This is a genomic window from Rhodococcus sp. NPDC047139, from assembly GCF_040643435.1.
Taxonomy (GTDB): Bacteria; Actinomycetota; Actinomycetes; order Mycobacteriales; family Mycobacteriaceae; genus Rhodococcus.
This window is the reverse complement of the sequence record NZ_JBEYUH010000015.1, coordinates 63318-85696: the sequence shown is the minus strand read 5'-3', so window position 1 is coordinate 85696 and position 22379 is coordinate 63318. Positions and strand designations below refer to the sequence as shown.

Below are 22379 nucleotides of genomic sequence, written 5' to 3'. Positions count from 1 at the left end.
CCATGCGTGTACGCGCAGCCTTTCCGAAGCTTCTTGTCGCGCTGACCTCCGCAAGTCTTCTGCTCGCCGGATGTTCGACGGCACCATCCGACACCGAGAACGCTGCCTCGGACGGGTGTATCACCGACTTCGACCCCTCGGTCGACTATTTTCCCGACAAGTCCGAGATCGTCGACGCCGAGAACTTCTCGATCACCTACGAGAAGAGCTATCAGGTGCTCACCGTGACCGAACCGTTCACGGGCGCACAGCCGGAGTCGTACGTACTCGTCAAGTGCGGTGCACCTGCCCCGGAACTGTCGGGCGAGCTGACCACGGCCCAGCAGATCCACGTGCCGATCACGAACCTGTACTCCGGCTCGACCACCCACCTGCCACTGGTGACCGCGCTCGACGAACTCGATGTGCTCACCGGCGTCTCGAACGGTTCGCATGTCTCCGACACCACCGTGATCGAACGCATCGAGTCCGGTGACATCGCCGAATACGCAGCGGGCGGCACGATCGACACCGAGACCGTCGTGCTGGCCGCGCCCGATGTGGTGATGACCGGCGGCACCGACGACCCCGCCTACACGCAGCTGCGCGAGGCCGGGATCGGCGTGGTCGCCAACGCCGAATGGCTCGAGACATCGCCGTTGGGCCGAGCCGAGTGGATCAAGGTCGTGGCTGCGCTCACCGGCAAGGAGGCCCGGGCCGCCGAGGTATACGACGGTATCCGCGACCGGTATCTCGACGTCGCAGCGAAGGCCGCGGGCGCCGAGACCGTGCCCGTGTTGCTCGGCGGGATGTCGCAGGGCACCTGGTACATGTCCTCCGGCGGCAGTTACATGGGCCGGTTGTTCAGCGATGCCGGTGCCCGCTGGCCATGGCAGGACGTGACGACCACCGGCTCGCTTCCCCTCGACTTCGAAGCCGTGGTCGCGCAGGCCGCCGACGCTCCGACCTGGCTGGTGGTCAACAGTTGGACCTCCATCGGTGATGCTCTCGCCGATGACGAACGCTACGGATCGCTCGCCGCAGTCGACACCGGCCGGGTCTGGAACGCGAACAAGGCACTCGGACCGAACGGCGGCAACGACTACTACGAGCGCGGCGTACTGCGTCCCGACCTGATCCTGGCGGATCTCGTCGCGATCCTGCATCCCGATCTTCTACCCGACCACGAGTTCACGTTCTATCGGCAACTGCCGGCATGACCGCAATGCTGAGGACACCCGAGCCCACGGTCGATCGACGGCTGGAAGTACCACCTCGGGCGGGTCGTGTCACCGTCGTCTTCGCGACTCTCGCGGTCGCAGTCGCCGTCGCGACGGTGCTGTCGGTGACCCTGGGGTCGGTGACAGTCCCGCTCGACGAGACCGTGCGGGTGCTGTTCGGCGGTTCCGCGAGGGATACCCGCTGGGACATGGTGGTTCGCGACCTGCGTCTACCGCGCACCGTCACCGCGCTCGCGGTCGGCGCCGCTCTCGGTATCGCGGGTCTGCAGATGCAGACGTTGTTCCGCAACGCTCTTGCCGACCCGTTCATTCTCGGTGCGAGTTCCGGCGCCAGTCTCGGTGTCGCCGTCGTGGTGGTGGCCGGGGGCGGCGGCGCCGGCGGGTTCACCGCCGGGCTGGCCGGCCTCGGCCGTGCCGGTGTGGTGGTCGCCGCGGCGCTCGGGGCTGCCGCTGTGCTCCTTCTGATCGTGGTGCTGGCGCGGTGGGTGAAATCCGCGGTGACGCTGCTGCTGATCGGTGTGATGCTGGGGTCGGCGACCACCGCGGTGGTATCCGTTCTCCTGGTCTACGCGGATCCGCAACGGAGCCAGCAGTTCCTGGTGTGGGGGCTGGGCAGTTTCACGGCGACGACCTGGTCGGACCTGAAGCTCCTCGTCCCCGTGGTACTCGGCGGGATCGCTGTCGCCCTGCTGACGGTGCGTGCCTTGAACGCTCTGCTCCTCGGCGAGGGCTATGCCCGTTCGATGGGCATCGACATCCGCACCGTCCGTTTGACGACGGTGATCTCCGCTGCTCTGCTGGCCGGGGCCACCACGGCCTTCTGTGGTCCCATCGGGTTTCTCGGCCTCATCGTTCCTCACCTGACGCGCATGGCGTTCGGCACGTCGGACCACCGCGTACTCCTACCGGGCGTGGCGCTACTCGGCGGCGTCCTGGCACTGATCTGCGGGATCGCGAGCCAGATGCCGGGAGCCGACACCGTCTTCCCCCTCAACGCCGTCACGGCGATCGTGGGGGCACCCGTGGTCATCGCCGTCCTGCTCCGCTCGCGCCGCGGAGCACTGGGAGCGGCGCTGTGACCCCCGCCGGCGTGGAACTGCGCGATCTGACCATCGGCTACGCCCGTCGTCGTGCCTTCCGTGGGAGGACGGTCACGGAGATCGCGGCGAAGGTGAACGCCGTCGCTCGACGGGGTGAACTGACCGCGCTGGTCGGGCCGAACGGCGCGGGTAAATCGACTCTGTTGCGCACGCTGTGCGGGTTGCAACCGCCGTTGAACGGTCAGGTACTCGTCGACGGTGAGGACCTCGCAACGGTACGTCCCGCCGATCTCGCGACCCGCATCTCCGTGGTCCTCACCGACCGCATCGACCCGGGGTTGCTGACCGTGCGCGAACTCGTCGCCCTGGGCCGGACTCCCCACCTGCCGGCCGGCGCCCGGTTGTCCTCCGAGGACAGGGCTGTGGTGGACTGGGCGCTCGACGCTGTGGGAGCTGCGTCGCTGGCGTCCCGGCAGTTCGGCGAATTATCCGACGGCCAGCGCCAGCGCAGTCTCACCGCCCGGGCGCTCGCCCAGGATCCCTCGTTGCTGGTGCTCGACGAGCCCACCTCGTTCCTCGACGTTCCGTCCCGGGTCGAACTCGTCGACGTGCTGGGACGCCTGGCGCGCGAGCAGAAACTGGCAGTCGTGATGTCCACCCACGAACTCGAACTCGCGCTACGGGTGTCCGACCGGATGTGGCTGCTCGACGCAGATCGGACACTGACATGCGGCACCCCCGCTGCCCTCGCCGAATCCGGCCGTATCGGAGCGGCGTTCGATCGCGGACGCATGCGGTTCGATCCTCGTAGGATGGTGTTCGACCTGGAAGCGGAGGGCAACCGTGTCTGATGCGATCGGGGTTCTCGAGCGAATCGCCTTGTGGAGCCCGTACTTCCGCGTGAGTACGGGCCCTGCCGACGACAGATGGCGTCCCACCGCAGATCTGGCCGACCCCGCGACCCGCGACGTTCTGGTGGCCGATACTGCCGCGCGGATGGGCACCGACGAACCGCGCGTGGCGGCATCGACCCTCTTCTTCGGTTACGTCGCACGCGTGTGGTCGGTGGCGATCGGTTCCGTCGTCGACTCCGGACGATGCATTCGGCTCGATCCCGGGCAACTCCTGTGGCACAACGACGCCGGACTGCACCTGCACATCACCGAACCCGGATTCGGCGACGACATCGTGGCGGAAGTCCTCGACCGTCAGATCGAACCCCTCGTCAGCGCGTGGCGCGACGTGGTGGCAGGCGGCCTGCTGTGGGGCAACGCGGCATCCGCTCTGATCGGCGCCGGCCGGGTGATCGGTTCGGATGCACAGCCTCTCGTCGACGCTACGCTGTCCGATCCGCGGCTCGCCGAGAGCACGGACCCCGCGACAGGACGACGCCGTAGTTGCTGCCTCTTCTACCGCACCCCCACCGGCGGAGTGTGCGGTGACTGCGTATTCCCCAGCCCGCCGAAAATTCGTTCCGAGGAGATGCCGTGACAGTCGTATTCGATCCCGAGATCCTCGACACCGAGGACGGCGGCCGCGAACAACGCTGGCCCCTGCCGACCGACGAGGACAGCCTGCTGCGACTGGTCCGGCTGCTGTTCGAGGACTACTGGAACGACATGTGGTTCGGCCTGCTCATCGAAGGCTCGGCGCTGGAGGTCGCAGCTCCGAACGCGCCGAAGAAGATCGGGATGTACGACGGGTACGTCACCGTCGATTTCGGCCGGTGGCATTTCCATCTGTGCATCGGCGAACACACCGCGAGTGGGCCGGAACTCGGCCGGATCCGCCGCTGCAGTCGTGCCGAGCTGTACCGCAGGATCGGCAGGGACGACACCGTCACCTCGTGGGGTCTGCGCATGTTCAACGGCCGGGGCGAGCAGATGCTCACGGTCATGCTGCCCACCCCGTTCCTCACCAACACCCAACAGCCGACGGCCGAACCGGTCTGGGAACACCTCGAGGCGTGGGACCGCATCCGCACGGAATTTCTGGGATTGGAACCCGATCCACGCGATCGCACAGGCAGGGGCTTCCGGCACACGTGAGCGCGAAGCCGGGCGACGATCGAGGTCCGGCGCGAGGCAGCTTCGGTTCAGGATGTTCCTGTTCGACGGTGCAAACCCGGACCACTCCGCCTCCGGACGCACAGCGGCACCCTCGCAGATCATCCGCGAGGCCGGGGCAGCGACATCTTCGACGACCTGAACGACTCGTGGACCACTTCGTCCTGCGAGGCAGCGGCACAACGTGATCCTCAGGTGTAGTCGTCGGCTGATTCGTCCCGTGGCTCGCACCTGGGCTGCTCGCATTCCTCGTCGTCGATGTCGCTGTCGGTCTCTGCAACACCGACAATTCCGTATTCGTCTACGGAAGAGTGCATTCCGATTTCGGAACATACCGTCGGGACCATGCGTCCCGAGGAGGGGACGACCCCTTGTACCATGCGTCCCGAGGAGGGGACGACCCCTTGTATAGTCGGCATTGCGATCGGTTCGCCGCATGTCGTCGTGAGGAGCCCCGAAGACCTCGTGTGCGCGCCGAAGCACCTGATGCCGAGCGGTATCGGGTGTGAGAGGGAACCCGGTGAGAATCCGGGACTGTCCCGCAGCGGTATGCAGGAACGACCGCCGTCACAAGCACTGGAACACCGAGTCCGGGAAGCGACGGCCACTAGGTCCATCTCGACGGAACGGGATGGTTGCCTGCAAGTCCGAAGACCTGCCGATCGTGTCGGGCACGCCGTGCCCGGCGGTATGCCGCCTCGTGGAATGGGCGCGCGCACCGATCGGCAACCTCTCGGCGTGGGTCGAGATCACGGGGCTCGTGTCGGGATGTGCGTTCGTCGGGCGGTAGACCACCCAGCGACGAACACCGGAGAAAATCTGATGTCTGCTCCGACAGCATCCCCGTTCACCGCCACTGTGCTCGGCTCCGCACGCATCGGACCGAACCGCGAACTGAAGAAGGCGACCGAAGCCTACTGGGCCGGGCGCCTCGACCGCAGCGACCTGGAATCGGTTGCCGCGCAACTCCGAGCCGACACGTGGTCACGTCAGCACACCGCCGGCCTGGACTCGCTCCCGGTCGGGACGTTCTCGTTCTACGACCACGTCCTCGACACAGCAGTCATGCTCGGGGCGTTGCCTGCCCGGGTCGCGGGTATCGCCGACGACCTCGACCGCTATTTCGCCGCCGCCCGCGGGACCGACGATATTACCCCGCTCGAGATGACCAAGTGGTTCGACACCAACTACCACTACCTCGTCCCCGAGATCGGACCCGACACCGTCTTCGAACTCGATGCCACAAAGATTTTGGGTGAGATCGTGGAGGCACGCGAGCTCGGTGTGCCCGCTCGCCCCGTTGTCCTGGGTCCACTGACGTTCCTGCTGCTGTCGAAGCCCGTCGACGGGCAAGGACCGCTGCTCGACCGCGTCGACGAGCTCGTTCCCCTCTATCGGGACCTGTTGGCGCAGCTCGCCGACACCGGGGTCGACTGGGTACAGCTCGACGAACCGGCGTTGGTCCGCGACCTCGACACACCTACTCTCGATGCGATCGGACGGGTGTACAACGCGCTGTCTCAGGCACAGAACCGGCCCGCGATCCTCGTCGCGTCGTACTTCGGCAGCCTCGGGCCGGCGCTGGAGCAGCTCGCACACACCGGAGTCGAAGGCCTCGCCGTCGACCTGGTAGCCGGTAGCACCACCGGAATCGCAGGTCTGCCCGAGCTCGCCGGCAAGCTCATCGTCGCCGGTGTCGTCGACGGACGGAACGTATGGCGCACCGATCTCGAACGGGCCTTGTCGACGCTGGCCACGCTGCTCGGTTCCGCAGCCGCCGTGGCGGTGGCGTCATCGTGCTCACTACTGCACGTGCCGTACACGATCGATTCAGAACCGGGTCTCGACGAGTCGCTGCGCACCTGGTTGGCCTTCGGCAACGAGAAGGTCTCGGAGATCGTCACTCTCGCCGCCGCTCTGCGTACGGGACGCGACGCCGTCACCGACGAACTCGACGCTGCCCGTACCGCCGCGCAGGTACGAGCGTCGGATCCGCGTCTACGCAACGATCGGGTGCGAGGTGTCCTCGCCTCGATCTCCACCCACCGCACCCGCACCCCTGCCGATCGACGGCGCGAGATCCAGCGTCGCCATCTCGATCTGCCACTGCTGCCGACGACCACGATCGGCTCGTACCCGCAGACGACCCGCATCCGGGTGGCCCGTGCAGCGCTGCGCAAGGGCGAGATCGACCACGACGAGTATGTGCGACAGATGCGCGACGAGATCGCCGAAGTGGTCGCGCTTCAGGAGGACCTGGGACTCGACGTCCTGGTGCACGGCGAGCCCGAACGCAACGACATGGTGCAGTACTTCGCCGAACAGCTCGACGGATTCTTCGCCACCGCCAACGGCTGGGTGCAGTCCTACGGCACGCGGTGTGTGCGGCCGCCGATCCTCTACGGTGACGTCGCACGCCGAGCACCGATGACCGTCGATTGGATCGTCTACGCCCAGTCCCTCACCGACAAGCCGGTCAAAGGCATGCTCACGGGCCCCGTCACGATCCTGGCGTGGTCGTTCGTCCGCGACGATCAGCCCCTCGCCGAGACCGCCGACCAGATCGCGCTCGCGATCCGCGACGAGACCGTGGACCTGCAGGCCGCCGGGGTGCGCATCATCCAGGTCGACGAACCTGCACTTCGTGAACTCCTGCCGCTGCGCGCGTCGGAACAGCCCGACTACCTGAAGTGGGCGGTCGGTGCGTTCCGGTTGGCGACGTCCGGTGTCGCCGACTCCACGCAGATCCACACCCACCTGTGCTATTCGGAATTCGGAGAGGTGATCGAGGCGATCACCGAACTCGACGCCGATGTCACGTCCATCGAAGCGGCCCGCTCGCACATGGAGGTCCTCGACGATCTCGACGCCGTGGGCTTCGACCTCGGCGTGGGCCCCGGCGTATACGACATCCATTCGCCGCGGGTGCCGAGCGAGGACGAGATCGCAGTATCGCTGCGCAAAGCACTACAGGCAGTACCCGCCGAGCGACTGTGGGTCAACCCGGACTGTGGGCTCAAGACCCGCGGTACGACGGAGGTCACTGCCTCGCTGGCGAATCTTGTCGCCGCTGCCGCCACCGTGCGTGCCGATCTGAATCGATAACTACCGCACTACGAAGAAGGTCGTCGACAATGTCCACCCATCGCATTCGCACCACCCATGCGGGAAGTCTCCCGCGCACCACGGCCCTCGTCGAAGCCAACCGAGCACGACGACAAGCGGCAGACGGCTTCCGCCTCGATACCTCCGAGGAGTTCGCACGGTTGCTCGGCGACGAGGTGACCGCGCTGGTTCGCCGCCAGGTCGACCTCGGCATCTCCACTCCCGGCGACGGCGAGTACGGCAAGGCAATGTCCTCGACCGTCGACTACGGGGCCTGGTGGTCGTATTCGTTCCAGCGATTGTCCGGGCTCGAGTTGACGGACGGCGGCCCGTTCGGCAGCGCTCCAGTCCGGTCGACGCCCGGCAACGTTCGGCTGACCACCTTCCCCGATCGGCGCGACTGGACGCTGTTCGCGGAGGCCTACGGCGATCCCGACAGCGGCGTGTCGATCGGTAAGGAGGCACCGCTCTTCCCGACAGCGACCGGCCCGGTCACGTATATCGGGCACGACGCCATCGCGTCGGACATCTCGAATCTGAAGTCCGCGCTGGCGGAAGCAGGGGTCGAGAACGGTTTCATGACTTCCCTGTCACCGGGCAGCGCCTCGCGAATCGGAAACCAGCACTATGCAACCGAAGAAGAATTCATCTGGGCATGCGCGGATGCCATGCGCGAGGAGTACAAGGCGATCATCGACGCCGGCCTGATTCTGCAGATCGACGACCCGTCCATCGCCGAGAACTGGGACCAGATCAACCCCGAGCCGACGGTCGAAGACTATCTGGCTTTCACTCGCATCCGGGTGGAAGCGTTGAACCATGCCCTGCGGGGTCTGCCCCAGGATCGGATCCGCTTCCACCTGTGCTGGGGTAGTTGGCACGGCCCGCACACCACCGACCTCGAATTCGAGTACCTCGTCGAGACGATGCTGGAAATCGACGCCGGGTCGTACTCGTTCGAGGCCGCCAACGTCCGTCACGAACACGAGTGGCGGGTGTGGGAGGAGGTGACGCTTCCCGACGGTAAGCAGATCGTGCCCGGCGTCATCGGTCACGCCACCAACGTCGTCGAACACCCCGAACTCGTCGCCGACCGCATCGAACGTTTCGCGAATCTCGTCGGTGCCGAGAATGTGATCGCCTCCACCGATTGCGGACTCGGCGGACGCATTCATCCTCAGATCGCGTGGGCCAAGCTCGAATCCCTGGTCCGAGGCGCGGAGTTGGCGACGAAGCGCATCGCATGACATGACCGCACACGATTGGGCCCGCAGCGTTCAACGCTGCGGGCCCAATCGGGAGCATCCCGGGGTCAGGAGACGGTGACGGAAATACCCCGGGATGCCGTTCGAGCGGGTGTCAGGCCACGATCGATCTCTGCGGCACCCCCGAGTATTCGCTCAGCGGACGGATGAGTGCGTTCGACTCACCTTGCTCGATGATGTGCGCGGTCCACCCGGTGATACGGCTCATGACGAAGATCGGGGTGAACACCTCGATGTCGAAGCCCATCAGGTGGTAGGCCGGGCCGGTGGGGAAGTCCAGATTCGGCTCGATGCCGGTGGCCTCGGCCATGGTCTTCTCGAGAATCTCGTACATCTGCACCCACTTCTCCCCGCCCGTGAGCGCGGCAACCTCGAGGAACGCCGTCTTCATGGTCGGCACTCGGGAGTCACCGTTCTTGTACACCCGGTGTCCGAATCCCATCACCTTCTCCTTGCGGGCGAGCTTGTCCCGCAACCATTCCTCGGCCCGTTCAGGTTCACCGATCTCGAGCATGTCGCGCATCACAGCCTCGTTGGCGCCACCGTGCAGCGGCCCCTTGAGAGTGCCGATCGCGGCGGTGACGGCACTGTAGATATCCGACAGCGTCGAGGTGACCACCCGCGCAGCGAACGTGGAGGCGTTGAAACTGTGCTCCGCGTACAGGATCAGCGAAACCTCGAAGGCCTTGACGATCCGCGGGTCCGGAATCTCCCCGAAGCACATGTTCAGGAAGTTCTCGGCGAATCCGAGTGAGTGGTGCGGCGGGATCGGATTCAGGCCGCGTCGCCGACGGTGGTCGGCTGCCACGATCGTCGGCAGTAACGCCATCATACGAAGAGCCTTCTCACGCTTGGATTTCGGATCGTGGTCCCATTCCTGGGGATCCTCGGCGCCGAGATAGCTGATCGCGGTGCGCACCACGTCCATCGGATGGCAGTTCTCGGGCATCTTCGCCACCAGGGACAGCAGCGACCGGTCGGCGCGCCGATTCGCCCGCTCACGCTGGCAGAACAGCTCGAGCTGCCGATCATCGGGAAGCTCCCCGTTCCACAGCAGATAGGCGACCTGCTCGAAGCTGCAGCGTGCTGCCAGCTCCTGGACCGCATAGCCGCGGTAGGTGAGCGAATTGGTCTCGGGCACCACTTTGGAAATGGCGGTGGTGTCGACAACGACACCTGCCAGGCCCTTGCAGATGGTGGGAACAGCAGAATCGATCGTCCCCGGATCGTGGTGGGCAGCTGTCATCACTGACTCCTCGAAAGAGTGAAGTTGAAGACTCCGGAATCGAACTCGTTGTAACGCCCGTATTCGAGCAATTCGTACAGCCTCGACCGCGTCTGCATCTCGTCGAGCAGGGTTTCCTGAGTGCCCTCCTCGGCGATGACGCGGAGTCCACGTTCGATCGCGCCCATCGCCAACCGCAGAGTGGTGACCGGGTAGATCACCGCGTTGTAACCGATGGACTCGAGCGCCTGCGCCGGGATGAGTTGGGACTTGCCGAACTCGGTCATGTTCGCCAGCAGCGGAGTGTCCACCGCGCCGCGGAACTTCTCGAAGTCGGCACGAGTGTGCAGTGCCTCGGTGAAGATCAGGTCCGCTCCGGCGTCCACGTAGGCCTTCGCACGCTCGATCGCGGCATCGATACCGTCGATGCCGGCGGCGTCCGTGCGAGCACAGATCACGAAGTTCGGATCCCGCCGCGCGGAGACGGCGGCACGCAACCTGCGAACCATCTCGTCGGTCGGCACGATGGCCTTCCCGTCGAGGTGCCCGCAACGCTTCGGGTTGACCTGGTCCTCGAGGTGCAGGCCGGCAACCCCGGCATCTTCGAGGACGGTCACAGTGCGAGCTGCCGACATCGGCTCACCGAATCCGGTGTCCGCGTCGACCAGCACCGGCAGGTCGGTGGTGCGCGCGATCTGGGCGCTGTGTGCGGCGACCTCGGTGAGGGTGGTCAGGCCGATGTCCGGCAGACCGAGCGCGGCCGAGAACGCCCCTCCCGAGACGTAGACCCCTTCGAAGCCGATCTCCTGGACCAGCTTGGCGGTCAGCGGATTGATCGCACCCGGGAGCCTGGTGATCGACTCGGAAGCCAGCGATGTGCGGAGGGCGAGACGTTTGTCGGCTGCGGAAGTGACAGCGGCGATGAGACCCGTCATGTCAGAACAGTCCCTTCGGCGACTTCGGAGCACGGGCGAGAACCTCGTCCGAGACGGTGAAGGTCAGCTGGTTCAGCTCACCGGCGGCCAGTTCGGGGGTGCGCTGCGCGACGTCGAGGAAGCGGTCCTGCTCGGCCGGGTCCACGACACCCTCAGCGAGGGTGCGGAACTTGGCGATGTACTGCTCGCGGGAGAACGGACGCGCGCCCAGCGGATGCGCATCGGCAACGGCCAGTTCGTCGACGATCACCTCGCCGCTCTTCAAGGTGATCTCCGCGCGCGCGCCGAATGCCTTCTCGTCGGGATCGGTCGAGTGGTAGCGGCGGGTCCACTCGGGATCCTCTGCGGTGGAAATCTTGCGCCACAGATCGATGGTGTCCGGCCGCTGCGCACGCTCGGGGGCGTAGGACCGCTCGTGATGCCAGGTGCCGTCCTGCAGCGCGACAGCGAAGATGTACATCACCGAGTGATCGAGCGTCTCCCGGCTGGCCTGCGGATCGAACTTCTGCGGATCGTTCGAGCCGGTGCCGATCACCACGTGGGTGTGGTGACTGGTGTGCAGCACGATCGACGCGATCTGCTCGAGATCGCCGATGCGCTCACGCATGCGCCGGGCCAGATCGATCGGTGCCTGGCTCTGGTACTCGGCCGAGTGCTCCTTGGTGTAGGTGTCGAGGACGGCGCGTTTGGGCTCTCCCGGGGCGGGCAGCGGCACGTGGTACTCCGCATCGGGTCCGCCGAGCAGCCAGGCGATGACGCCGTCCTCGCCCTCCCAGATGGGTGACGGTGCGCCCTCGCCGCGCAGCGCCCGGTCGACGGCCTCGACGGCCATCTTCCCCGCGAAAGCCGGTGCGTAGGCCTTCCAGCTCGAGATCTCGCCCTTGCGGGACTGACGGGTCGCGGTCGTGGTGTGCAGTGCCTGCCCGATCGCCTGGTAGACGGTCTCGGTGTCGAGGCCCAGCAGCGTCCCGATGCCGGCCGCGGCCGACGGACCGAGGTGGGCGACGTGGTCGATCTTGTGCTCGTGCAGACAGACGCCCCGCACGAGATCGACCTGGATCTCGTAGCCAGTGGCCAGGCCACGGATCAGGTCGGCACCGCTGCGGCCGGTGTGCTGCGCGACGGCCAGGATCGACGGGATGTTGTCGCCCGGATGCGAGTACTCCGCCGCGAGGAAGGTGTCGTGGAAATCGAGTTCACGTACAGCGACTCCGTTGGCCCAGGCCGCCCATTCCGGTGAAAACGTGCCATCCACGCCGAACACCGTCGAACCCGGCGTGTAGGGATGGGCCAGCGCCTGCGCGCGGGCGTTTGCGACCGGACGTCGTGTCAACGACGCCGCCGCGACCGCGGCATTGTCGATGATCCGGTTGACGATCATCTCCTCGGTGTCGTTCGGCACCTCGACAGCGTCGGCAGCGACCTCGGCGATCTTCCAGGCGAGGTGCTCATGCTTCGGAAACTCTTCTGCGGAGCGACGGGTACGAACGAGATAGGTTTTCACTACACAACCTTCCGGAAGGAATTCGGGTGTCCATTCGCACGCTATGCACGCCGCACCGGAGGGGAAATACCTTGCACGGGAGTATTTCTGTGGAAGCCGAGCACCGAAACTGCGTAAGTTGTGAAAACCGCTCCTGTTAGGTTCTGCCTATGCAGAAGCTGTATGCGGGCGCTCGGTTGCGCCGGTTGCGCGAGGAACGAGGACTGACCCAGACTGCCCTGGCCCGGATGCTGCAGCTGTCCACCAGCTACGTCAATCAACTCGAGAACGACCAGCGACCGCTGACCGTACCGGTTCTGCTCCGTCTGAACTCGACCTTCGATCTGGAGATGGGCTTCTTCGCCGTCGACAGTGACGCCCGTTTGGTCGCCGATCTGCAGGACGTCTTCGCCGACCATGCCACCACCGCCGAGACCACCGCCGCGGAGATCGACGACCTGGTCACCCGCCATCCTGCTGCAGCGCAGGCCCTGGTCACCATGCACCGGCGGCTGCGCGGCGCCACCGAACAGGTCGAACGTCTGTCACCGCCTCGCGACGGCGGCGTTTCCGCAGAGCCGCCGTTGTCGATGCCCTACGAGGACGTGCGGGACTTCTTCTACGATCGTCGCAATCACATCGCCGAGCTCGACGACGCAGCAGAACAGATGTTCGTCTCCCGGGATCTGTCCCTCGGTGGCCTGGATCTGCAGCTGGCGCGATTGCTGCGCGACGAGCACGCGATCACCGTGCGGATCCGCACCGATGCACCCGGTGTGCCTGGTCCGAAACGCAGTTATGACGCGACCACGAGGACCCTTGCTCTCGCCCGTCGGCTCAGTCACGGCCAGCGCGCCTTCCATCTGGCCACCCAACTCGCTTTTCTCACCCAGAAACAGACGATCGATGCGCTCGTCGCCGCGGCCTCCGATCTGTCGGCGGAGTCGAAGGCGCTCGCGCGAATCGGCCTGGCCAACTATTTCGCCGGAGCACTCATCCTGCCCTACACCCAATTCCTGCGCACCGCCGAAAGTCTGCACTACGACATCGATCTGATCGGAAATTCCTTCGAGGTCGGATTCGAAACCGTCTGCCACCGCCTGTCCACCCTCCAGCGTCCCGGGCAACGCGGAGTGCCGTTCTTCTTCGTCCGCACCGACAAAGCCGGGAATATCTCGAAACGTCAGTCCGCCACCGCCTTCCACTTCTCCCGCGTGGGCGGGAGCTGCCCACTGTGGGTGGTGCACGACACCTTTTCCACGCCAGGACGAATCCGCACCCAGGTCGCCCGGATGCCCGACGGCCGAAAGTATCTCTGGATCGCACGCACCACCGACGAGCAGTCCACCGGAGGACATCTTTCCCAGCTGAGGAGTTTCGCCATCGGACTCGGTTGCGATCTCGCCCACGCTCACAAACTCGTCTACGCACGCGGATTGAACCTCGACGATTCCGCCACGACCGTTCCGATCGGCGCCGGCTGCAAGGTATGCGACCGCAGCGACTGCGCCCAGCGCGCGTTCCCGCAAGCCGGCCGGGCCCTGCACATCGACGAGAACCGCGCCACCACCGTCCCCTACACGCCCGAAACACCGCAGTGACGAACCGGATCTCGACCATGCCCCTGCTACACCACCGCATCGATGCCGCGCGGTCGGCGGACACAACATCGGAGCACTGGTGGGACGCCGCCGCATGTAAATTCTTCGGGCCTGCTCCGTTCTTCGCTCCCGATGACGAAACCCACGGGCAACGCGCACGACGTGAACACACCGCCAAGCTCATCTGCCGACCATGCCCGGTGCGCCACGAATGCCTGCACTACGCACTGGCCACCGGCGAGCACCATGGCGTATGGGGCGGAGCGACCGAACGGGAACGTGAAAACCTGAAAGACCTCGGCCGAATTCGGGTGCAGTGTCACGAGCCGGCCACCGAGGCACTCACCACCGAACTCGTAGACAACCTGTACGGCCGCCTGGCTGATGTGGTCGACCTCGACGAAACCCCGTACTTGATGCCGGCGCGAAGGACGAGGCGTGACAGGTGACCGCACTTCACACGATATTGAGAACGATAGATGCGCTCGGCCCTCCATTTCGGGTGAGCACAGAGCCACCGGCGAACATCACCTCGGAGGACACGGAGGTCGACTGGTTCCACAGCGGACAGCTCTGCGATCCGGACACCGGCGAGGTCCGACGGCTTGTCGAACTGCATGCCAGGTTCCGGGATATGCCGGTGGGACGTCACGCCGGATCGCTGGTCTTCCAACGCTATTGCCACCGGGTCTGCGGCGTGTCGGTCGCGGCATGGGTGCTCCACGGTGTCGCTCTCGACCTCCGCGCCACAAGCGTGCGCGTGCGCCTTGCCGACGGCACTCCGGACCTTCTGGTATTGGGCCGCCCGACGGTGCAACCCGGTGCGACTGCCGAAGATGTCCTCGATACCACCTTCGACGGGCACCTGCTCCCCGTCGCTCGAGCATTACGGTCGGTAACAGGTCCCGGACTGGGCAACCTACTGGGAAACATCGCCGCAGGGTTCGCCGGCGGGTTCCGAACGCTCACCCACCGTTCCCCGGCATGCCTGGACGTACACGAGGTACGCGAGCGCGCTGAAGAGCTGCTTTCGGCTCGGCCCGAGCTTCGCCGTGGTGGCGACCTGCGGGTCCTGATCGGCCCCCTCGGCCCCCGTCTCCAGTACGACCGCACATCGTGCTGCCACTGGTATGCAGCCCCCGACGGCCGTAACTGCTCTTGGTGTTCTCGGCTCACCCGAGAAGAAAGAACCCAGCGGTTCCAGGAAGCAATGGCCGAAGAGTTCGGCGGCCGACCAGAAGTCCTGTGAAGTGATCCGACAAGTGCGTGTTCCGGTCGTACAGGGCCCGGACCACACCGATGTCTGCCGGTACCGAAACAGTAGCCGATCGATCCCCGACCGCTCGCACGATGGGCAGCATCGCGGCGGAGCCGGCGCGAGCTCTTCCGGCAAAGTCCCGGTGTCAGGACAACCGAGGACGCACCGTGGTCGCGATGCGCTCGAGGTTGTCGACCTGATGCGAGTAGGACAAGGCCAACGGGCGCGTATGAACAAGGAGGTGGTCGGCAAGTACGACCCCGGGATCTTCGGCAAGAGCGGCGACGAAATTCTCGGAACTGCCGACGACAGAGATCTGAGGAGTGTAGGCCCGGCCTGTAGCCGCTCGCAGCGAATGTTCCCGCCTACGTAGCCCTTCGGCCATGTCGGCGTCGTCGGCCACAACCACCGGTCGCGACAGAGCGACACGCGCGAGGGAACCGAGCGCGGCCCGATATCGGACGATGAGGCCGGCGACGCGCTCGTCCTCCTGCCGGGGTCCGTGCTCACCGACATTGCGACGTCCTGCGATCAGGCCGAGGCCACGGCGCGCAGTGTGTCCGACACCGTCGTCACTTCCACTGGTCACCCAGATCCGCTCCGCCAGAGGCTCCGTCTGCGGAACGACGCGCCGGCGGAAAGTACCGGATCCGACACCGAAGAGAGCCCCCTCGAGCAGCTCGTCGACCACGTTCCACTGACGAGCGTGACGGTCGTCGTGGTCGAAACCCCAGGTGTGGGAGGCGCTAGGTGATGAACCGCTGCCCAGGCCCAATTGGAGGCGTCCTCCTGAGAGGGCGTCGACGACGGCAGCGTCTTCGATCAGCCTGCGGGGATCCTCGAACGCGACAGCGATCGAAGCGGTACCCAGGACGAGGGTGGTGGTTTCCCTCGCGAGGGCCGCCAGCAGAACCAGAGGACTGGGCATCACCCCGCCTTGGTCACCGAAGCGGTGCTGGGCTACCCAGAACGATTCGAAACCGAATTCCTCTGCAGCGCGGGCTAATCGGATTGCATCGTCGATGCTTTCGGCAGGCGACGAACCGGTATCGACGTGGGTGAGCACGCCCCAACTCGTCATACCGGTACCACCATCGGACTGTTGTCGCGGGGATGGCGCAAGATGTCGGCCTCGATGCCGTAGATCTCCGAGAGCAACTCTGGGGTGATGATGTCCTCGGGAGTACCGACACCCCAGAGTCGACCGTCGTTCATCACACCGATGCGGTCACAGAATCGTGCCGCCAGATCGAGATCGTGCAGTGCAACCACCGCAGTGCCTCGACGGGCCCGGATCAGTCGCATGAGGCCGAGGCGGTGACGCAGATCCAGGTGGTTGGTCGGTTCGTCGAACAGCAGGACCGACGGTTCACCGGCGAGCGCCTGGGCGACGAGCACGCGTTGACGTTCTCCGCCCGACAGTCGCGCGAAGTCCCGGTCGGCGTACTCGGTCATCCCCACGGAGTCGAGGGAGGCCACGACCAACGCGGTGTCGATGTCGGTGTCGGATTCGAACATGCCCTTGTGAGCAGCGCGGCCGAGAAGGACGACATCGGCGACGGTGAGGGGAAAGTCCGCGGGTGTGTGCTGGGCGACGACTCCTGCAGTGCGGCCGATGAACCGCACCGGACTTCGCCATACGTCCCGGCCGTCGAGAGTGACGGTGCCGGAGGCGGGCCGTATCGCACGGTAGGCGGTACGCAGGAGTGACGACTTACCGCTGCCATTGGGACCGACGAGAGCGACGATCTCGCCGGCGGGGACGTCGAGAGTGACATCGTGGACGAGCGTTGCGTCCCCGAGTCGGACGCTCACGCGATCGAAAGTCAGCATCGACACCTCACCGGGCAGTGGTGCGGCGTAGCAGCCACACGAAGTACGGACCACCCACGAGCGCGGTGACGATCCCGACGGGGATCTCCTGGGGGATCATCACGGTCCGGGCCACCAGATCCGCGCCGATCGCGAAAGCAGCACCGACGACGAGCGCCACAGGCAACATCCGGCGATGGTCGGAACCGACAAGCATGCGCGCTACGTGCGGGATCATGAGGCCGACGAAGCCGACCACACCGCTGACGGCGACGAATATTCCTGTCAGCACCGTCGACAGCACGATCAGACCGAATCGGAGACGTCCGACATCCACTCCCAAAGCGGTGGCACTCTCATCGCCGGTGAGAAGTACATTGAGACTGCGGCACAACGGCATCAGCACCGCGCATGCCAGGAGCAACGCAACCGCAGGAACGATCAGTGTGTCCCATCGCGCAGCGCCGAATCCGCCGAGCGTCCACTGCAGAACCTGACCCGCCAGACTCTGGTCCGGGGACGTCAGCACCATCAGCGAGGTCAGCGCACTCAACACCGAGGACACCGCGACGCCGGCCAGGACCAGCCGGATCGGGTCGAGCGGACCGTTACCCCGCGCCACGAGCAGCACGACCACCATGGCGGTGAGTGCACCGAGGAAAGCGACGCTGGGTAACAACACCACCTGCATTCCCAATCCGAACCGCAGCACCGACACCGCTCCCGCTGCCGCGCCGGCGGAGACGCCGAGAATACCTGGCCCGGCCAAGGGGTTGCGCACCACTGCCTGGATGATGGTGCCCACCAGCGCCAAACCCGCTCCGACACATCCGGCCAACAGCACCCGGGGCAGGCGGGTGTCCGCGATGATCAGGTCCTGGGATCGGCTCCAATCAGGAGTGATCACTGACGGGCCCAAGAGCCGATGTCCGAGAATGCGCCATGCCGTGGACGCATCCACGCCTACAGACCCGGCGAGGATTCCGCCGGTGGTCACGGCGAGCAGAGCGCATGCCGCAGCAATGAGGACGATGCGGAAACGAGTGCGCTGAGCTTGCCCGATCACTCGAATGCGGAGGGATGGAACTGACGTGCCAGGTGTTCGACCCCGTCTATCGAGTAGGGTCCCGGCTGCAGTTGCGACAGTGTGATCGTCGGGAACGCCTCGTTACGGATGGCGGGGGTATCCGCGATGACCGATATCGATTTCAGGTCGGCGATCTTCGCTGCCACCGAGGGAGATCGGTACTGCGGGGTGGTGCCTTCCTCCCGGACCAGGATTACATCGGGAGCGCGTTCGGCGACCTGCTCCCACGACACGCTCATCCACCGCTGCGGTTCGTCGGCGAAGATGTTCACACCGCCGGCGGCTTCGATGAGCGCTGTGGCCATGCTGTTGCCGCCTGTGGTCGATGCCGCGTCGGTGCCGGACGCATAGAGGAACACCTTGACAGGTTCGGCCCCGTCGATCTGCGAACGGACGTCGTCGAGTCGGCTACGCAGTTCCGCGACCGACGACGCAGCCCGGTCCGGAACACGGAAGATGTCACCGACCGTGGTGATCTCGGTGAAAATGTCCTCGATTTCGACAGGTCCTGTGGCGCAGCCTTCGGGGTTCAGTCGGGTGTCGACACCGACCTCGTCCAGTTGTTCGCGGGTATGTCCGGTCTTCTCGCTGAATCCGTCGGGGTAGCCGGAGTACACGAAATCGGGATCGACGTCGATGAGCTGTTCCATGGTGGGTTGCTCGGAGGAGAGGATCGGCACCCGGGTATAGGCGCCGGTGTAGTCCGGAGCGATCTCGCGGCCGCGCATGTAGGCGGTACCGACCATGTGGTCTTCGAGCCCGAGTTCGAGCATGGTCTCGGTTGCATTGGACGTCAGGGTCACTGCCCGTTCCGGCGCGGTGGTGTACTCGGTGGTGATACCGCAGTTGTCCGCATCGACGTAAAGTCCGTCCGCCTGACGCTCACCGCTCTCGGCTTCGACGGCCTGACCACACGAGGTCGAGATCAAGGCGGTACCTACGGCCAGGATGGATATCACCAGACGGCGGGTGCGGCCGGGCGGGGGAACAGAGCGGTACACGGTGATTCCTTTCCGAGGTCGCACGCCTCGAAAGCAGGAACGGACAGCAGGGCTATCTGGCTCGCGGCAGCGGAGAACTCTGCCGACCACAGTGGCGGGACCGCGCCGGATTCATACCGGACTTCCACCCGTTGTCGCTGTCCGTTTCGGTAGGGACGCCCGAATCCTAACGCACACAAAGCTCCTACACGCAAAACGACGTGTGCAGACGGTGGTAGTGGATGACCGGCGTGCCGTCACGATCGGCCACCGTGGCACGCACACCGTACACCTGTTCGATCATCTCTTCCGTCAGCGCCTCGACCGGGCCGCCGTGAGCGACGACCCGTCCCTTCTCGAGAACGACCACGCGGTCGCAGAACATCGCCGCGAGATTGAGATCGTGCAGCGCGAGATAGGTCGTCACCGGAAGCGCCGCGACCCGTTCGAGGATGTCGAGCTGGTGCTGGATGTCGAGATGGTTGGTCGGCTCGTCCAGCAGCAGTTCTTCGGGCTCCTGCGCGAGGGCCCGAGCGATGTGTGCGCGCTGACGTTCACCTCCCGACATCGATCGCCACATCCGGTCGGCGTGTTCCGTCATCCCGGTCACCTCGAGCGCATGTGCGATCGCTGCATTCCCGCCGTCGTCGCGCCCGAGAACGTCGGCGTGCGGAATCCTTCCCAGCCGCACGACATCCCGTACCCGGATGTCGACCTCGGTGTGTGCGTGCTGCCCGACCATTGCGACCCGGCGCGCCAGGACGCGACGTCCGAGGCTGTGAATATCGGTGCCGTCCAGGGTCACCGCACCCGACTCGGGCCGGTCGACTCCGGACAGCAGACGGAGCAACGACGACTTGCCCGATCCGTTCGGTCCGAGTAGCCCGATCGTCTCCCCGGGCGCGGGATCGATCGTCACGTCGTCGACGACGAGATGTCCGCCGCGGCTCCACCGCAGCGACTTTGCGGACAGTGTCACGGAGTACTCCTCGTACGGAAGAGGATCAGCGCGAAGGCGGGCACGCCGATCAGTGCGGTCACCACACCCACGGGAACCTCTTGCGGCGCGAAGACGGTGCGGGCGACCGCATCGACCCACACCATGAAGACCGCCCCGACGACCGCAGTGACCGGCACCAGACGGCTGTGCCGCGGACCCACCAGGAACCGCGCCGCGTGGGGCAGTACCAGCCCCACGAAGCCGATCGCCCCTGCTGCACTGACCAGGACGGCGGTGATCAACGCTGTCACCAGGAGGAACATCAGACGGGTGCGTCCGACCGCGATCCCGAGGGTCGCGGCGGTCGACGACCCGAATGTGAAGGCGTCCAGCGACGACGCCTTCACCAGGCACACCACGATTCCGGCGGCGCAGACCGCTCCGCAGAGCACGACGTCGGTCCAGGTGGCTCCGCTCAGGGAACCGAGTAACCAGAACAGCACCCCCCGAGTACGTTCCGCGTCGGCGGACGAGATGACGATGAACGATGTCAGCGCCGAGAACAGTTGTGTTCCTGCCACTCCGGCCAGCACCACACGGGAGGTCCCGCCCCCTGTCCCGGTCGCCAACAGCAACACGAGTGCGAAGGAGACGAGTGCCCCGAGGAACGCTCCGCCCGACAACGACACGGCGCCCCCGCCGATACCCAGCACCGCAATCATCACCGCGCCGGTCGAGGCACCCGAGGAGATACCGAGCACGAACGGATCCGCCAGCGGGTTACGTAACAACGACTGCATGATCACGCCGCACACCGCGAGACCGGCACCGCACACCGCCGCGAGCAAGGTGCGAGGGAGACGCAGTTCCCACACGATTCCCTCCCGAATCGCGGTGACGGAACTGTCGGCCAGGCCGAGACGATCGAAGATCACCGCGTACACGTCGGTGACGGACAGATCGGCAGGACCGATGGTGACGGTTACCGCGATCGATACCGCGAGCGCGAGCAGACCTGCGGCGATGATGACGCCGGCCACCGGTGCCCGGCGACGCTCGAGAGGCCGCCGGGCAGTGGATGTCGCCATCAGCTGTGGAGGTTCCACTCGCGCAGCCCGGCAGCGACCTTCTCGATTCCATCGATCGTGCGGATGGACGGATTCATGTCTGCGCCGTTGACCACGATGTATCGCCGGTTCTGCACCGCGGTCAGGCGCTGCGTGACCGGATTCGATTCCAGGAACTGGATCTTGCTGTCGAGCGCGTCGCCGGTGATGCTGCGCCGGCTCAGATCGGCCAGCACGAGTGCGGTCGGATCTCGATCGAGAATCGATTCCCAGCTCACCTGGGGCCACTCGTTGGTGGTGTCGTCGAAGACGTTCTTCGCCCCGACGGCATCGGTGATGATGCCCGACGACCCGCAGCAACCCGCGACGTACGGCGTGTCGATGTCGGCGAACCAGTAGGCGAGCGACACGCCGTTCGCGTTCACCTGTCCCGACGCGACCTCGTAGCGCCGTTCGAGTTCGGCGACGAACTCCTCCCCTCGTTCACGGACATCGAAGATCGTTGCGAGCTCGCGGATCTCCTTGTACACCGACTCCATCGTCAGGGGTTCGGTGCGATTGCCGTCGGCATTGACGCTGTTGTCGTCCTTGCCGTCACAGTCGGTCGGCGACAGATAGGCGGGTACGCCGAGTTGTTCGAACTGCGCGGGCTCGGCGACTCCACCGGGGCCGAGCGTGCCACCGAAAGACGCGGAGACGAAGTCGGGCTCGGTATCGAGCACGACCTCGAAGGAGGGCTTGTTGTCGGCCAGACGCGGAACCTTCGCGTTCTCGTCGGCGAGATTCTCCCGCACCGGATCGGTCCATGTCGCGGTGCCCACCATGCGATCGGCGAGACCGAGCGACAGCAGGATCTCGGTGGATCCCTGGTTGAGTGAGACGGCTCGCTGCGGCGGTGCGTCGATCGTGATCGTCCTGCCGCAATTCTCGATGGTGAGCGGATAGGCCGATGCGGCGGTGTTCTTTTCGGCCGTCCCGGAGGGGTCGTCGCTCGACGAGCAGCCGGAGAGAGCCAGCGCTGCCGCGACCAGTGCTACGCCTGCGCGCAACACAGAATGCCGCCCCGTACGGGCGGTGAGTATCGAATTGTTCATGTCCATCCTCGTGGTCCTGCTTCGGTCGACGCAGGTGTCCTGGCTCCCGGATCGACGCTCACCCCCGGCCTTCCAACCCGTGTGGGCCGTGACCATGAATCGGGGGATCACTCCTCGGTGACAGTTGCGGGACAGCCACGGATTCGCACCGTTGTTCCCTACGTCGCCTACGAACAGTACAAGACCGGAACGGAATCCGGC

Annotated in this window: 20 protein-coding genes, 1 pseudogene and 3 riboswitches; of the genes and pseudogenes, 11 read left to right on the top strand and 10 right to left on the bottom strand. The window is 65.6% G+C overall.

All coding sequences use genetic code 11. The features are described from left to right. The first annotated feature begins 2 nt into the window (after positions 1–2). From ABZ789_RS18180 to ABZ789_RS18145, 8 genes and pseudogenes are all read left to right on the top strand, one after another. A complete protein-coding gene (locus ABZ789_RS18180; protein WP_358426441.1) occupies positions 3–1199 on the top strand; it encodes an ABC transporter substrate-binding protein in 1197 nt (398 codons plus the stop codon). Then, on the top strand, positions 1196–2299 hold the full coding sequence (locus tag ABZ789_RS18175) for an iron ABC transporter permease (RefSeq protein ID WP_358426438.1): 1104 nt from the start codon (positions 1196–1198) through the stop codon (positions 2297–2299). The genes ABZ789_RS18180 and ABZ789_RS18175 overlap by 4 nt, the downstream gene beginning before the upstream one ends. Then, a complete protein-coding gene (locus ABZ789_RS18170; RefSeq protein ID WP_358426435.1) occupies positions 2296–3111 on the top strand; it encodes an ABC transporter ATP-binding protein in 816 nt (271 codons plus the stop codon). Before ABZ789_RS18175 ends, ABZ789_RS18170 begins: the two co-directional genes overlap by 4 nt. After that, entirely contained in the window at positions 3104–3751 is a 648-nt protein-coding gene (locus ABZ789_RS18165; protein WP_358426432.1) for a (2Fe-2S)-binding protein, read from the top strand. Before ABZ789_RS18170 ends, ABZ789_RS18165 begins: the two co-directional genes overlap by 8 nt. Continuing rightward, a complete protein-coding gene (locus tag ABZ789_RS18160) occupies positions 3748–4308 on the top strand; it encodes a hypothetical protein (RefSeq protein WP_358426429.1) in 561 nt (186 codons plus the stop codon). Before ABZ789_RS18165 ends, ABZ789_RS18160 begins: the two co-directional genes overlap by 4 nt. A 49-nt stretch (positions 4309–4357) precedes the next feature. After that, positions 4358–4524 (top strand): annotated as a pseudogene (locus ABZ789_RS18155) (iron transporter); the annotation flags it as partial. Positions 4525–4803: 279 nt separating this feature from the next. After that, positions 4804–5004, top strand: a riboswitch (cobalamin riboswitch). A 144-nt stretch (positions 5005–5148) separates the two neighbouring features. Beyond that, positions 5149–7431, top strand: coding sequence for a 5-methyltetrahydropteroyltriglutamate--homocysteine S-methyltransferase (gene metE, locus ABZ789_RS18150; RefSeq protein WP_358426427.1), 2283 nt, complete (start codon positions 5149–5151; stop codon positions 7429–7431). A gap of 29 nt (positions 7432–7460) precedes the next feature. Continuing rightward, complete coding sequence (locus ABZ789_RS18145; protein WP_358426424.1) at positions 7461–8678, top strand: cobalamin-independent methionine synthase II family protein; 1218 nt, start codon at positions 7461–7463, stop codon at positions 8676–8678. A 112-nt stretch (positions 8679–8790) separates the two neighbouring features. On the opposite strand, the gene ABZ789_RS18140 is transcribed toward ABZ789_RS18145, so the two are convergent. The 3 genes from ABZ789_RS18140 to prpD are packed head-to-tail and all read right to left on the bottom strand — an operon-like array spanning position 8791 to position 12360. Then, positions 8791–9912, bottom strand: coding sequence for a bifunctional 2-methylcitrate synthase/citrate synthase (locus ABZ789_RS18140; RefSeq protein WP_358426535.1), 1122 nt, complete (start codon positions 9910–9912; stop codon positions 8791–8793). Positions 9913–9941: 29 nt separating this feature from the next. Further along, the gene (gene prpB, locus ABZ789_RS18135) at positions 9942–10856 is read right to left on the bottom strand and encodes a methylisocitrate lyase (RefSeq protein WP_358426421.1); all 915 of its coding nucleotides are present in this window, start codon (positions 10854–10856) and stop codon (positions 9942–9944) included. A gap of 1 nt (position 10857) precedes the next feature. Then, positions 10858–12360: a 2-methylcitrate dehydratase PrpD gene (gene prpD, locus ABZ789_RS18130; protein ID WP_358426418.1), complete on the bottom strand. Its 1503-nt coding sequence runs from the start codon at positions 12358–12360 to the stop codon at positions 10858–10860. A 149-nt stretch (positions 12361–12509) separates the two neighbouring features. Between prpD and ABZ789_RS18125 the strand changes: the two genes are divergently transcribed. Genes ABZ789_RS18125 through ABZ789_RS18115 form a run of 3 tightly spaced genes read left to right on the top strand, consistent with a single transcriptional unit; the run spans position 12510 to position 15189 of the window. After that, on the top strand, positions 12510–13940 hold the full coding sequence (locus ABZ789_RS18125; protein ID WP_358426415.1) for a short-chain fatty acyl-CoA regulator family protein: 1431 nt from the start codon (positions 12510–12512) through the stop codon (positions 13938–13940). Next, entirely contained in the window at positions 13937–14389 is a 453-nt protein-coding gene (locus ABZ789_RS18120; protein ID WP_358426412.1) for a WhiB family transcriptional regulator, read from the top strand. Before ABZ789_RS18125 ends, ABZ789_RS18120 begins: the two co-directional genes overlap by 4 nt. A 53-nt stretch (positions 14390–14442) precedes the next feature. Next, the gene (locus ABZ789_RS18115) at positions 14443–15189 is read left to right on the top strand and encodes a hypothetical protein (protein ID WP_358426409.1); all 747 of its coding nucleotides are present in this window, start codon (positions 14443–14445) and stop codon (positions 15187–15189) included. Positions 15190–15343: 154 nt separating this feature from the next. Here the strand turns inward: ABZ789_RS18115 and ABZ789_RS18110 are convergent, their stop codons facing one another. The 7 genes from ABZ789_RS18110 to ABZ789_RS18080 all read right to left on the bottom strand — a co-directional run bounded on the left by ABZ789_RS18110 (position 15344) and on the right by ABZ789_RS18080 (position 22178). After that, entirely contained in the window at positions 15344–16279 is a 936-nt protein-coding gene (locus ABZ789_RS18110; protein ID WP_358426406.1) for an LLM class flavin-dependent oxidoreductase, read from the bottom strand. Continuing rightward, on the bottom strand, positions 16276–17013 hold the full coding sequence (locus tag ABZ789_RS18105; protein ID WP_358426403.1) for an ABC transporter ATP-binding protein: 738 nt from the start codon (positions 17011–17013) through the stop codon (positions 16276–16278). The genes ABZ789_RS18110 and ABZ789_RS18105 overlap by 4 nt, the downstream gene beginning before the upstream one ends. A 25-nt stretch (positions 17014–17038) precedes the next feature. Further along, positions 17039–18076, bottom strand: a complete 1038-nt coding sequence (locus ABZ789_RS18100) for an iron ABC transporter permease (protein ID WP_358426400.1) — start codon at positions 18074–18076, stop codon at positions 17039–17041. Then, positions 18073–19098, bottom strand: a complete 1026-nt coding sequence (locus ABZ789_RS18095; protein WP_358426397.1) for an ABC transporter substrate-binding protein — start codon at positions 19096–19098, stop codon at positions 18073–18075. The genes ABZ789_RS18100 and ABZ789_RS18095 overlap by 4 nt, the downstream gene beginning before the upstream one ends. A 32-nt stretch (positions 19099–19130) precedes the next feature. Beyond that, a riboswitch (cobalamin riboswitch) is annotated at positions 19131–19276 on the bottom strand. Between the two features lie 6 nt (positions 19277–19282). Then, positions 19283–20056, bottom strand: a complete 774-nt coding sequence (locus ABZ789_RS18090) for an ABC transporter ATP-binding protein (protein WP_358426394.1) — start codon at positions 20054–20056, stop codon at positions 19283–19285. Then, positions 20053–21105, bottom strand: coding sequence for an iron chelate uptake ABC transporter family permease subunit (locus ABZ789_RS18085; RefSeq protein ID WP_241384696.1), 1053 nt, complete (start codon positions 21103–21105; stop codon positions 20053–20055). The genes ABZ789_RS18090 and ABZ789_RS18085 overlap by 4 nt, the downstream gene beginning before the upstream one ends. Beyond that, the gene (locus tag ABZ789_RS18080) at positions 21105–22178 is read right to left on the bottom strand and encodes an ABC transporter substrate-binding protein (RefSeq protein WP_358426390.1); all 1074 of its coding nucleotides are present in this window, start codon (positions 22176–22178) and stop codon (positions 21105–21107) included. Before ABZ789_RS18080 ends, ABZ789_RS18085 begins: the two co-directional genes overlap by 1 nt. Positions 22179–22189: 11 nt before the next feature. Further along, positions 22190–22377: riboswitch (cobalamin riboswitch) on the bottom strand. Between the last annotated feature and the right edge of the window lie 2 nt (positions 22378–22379).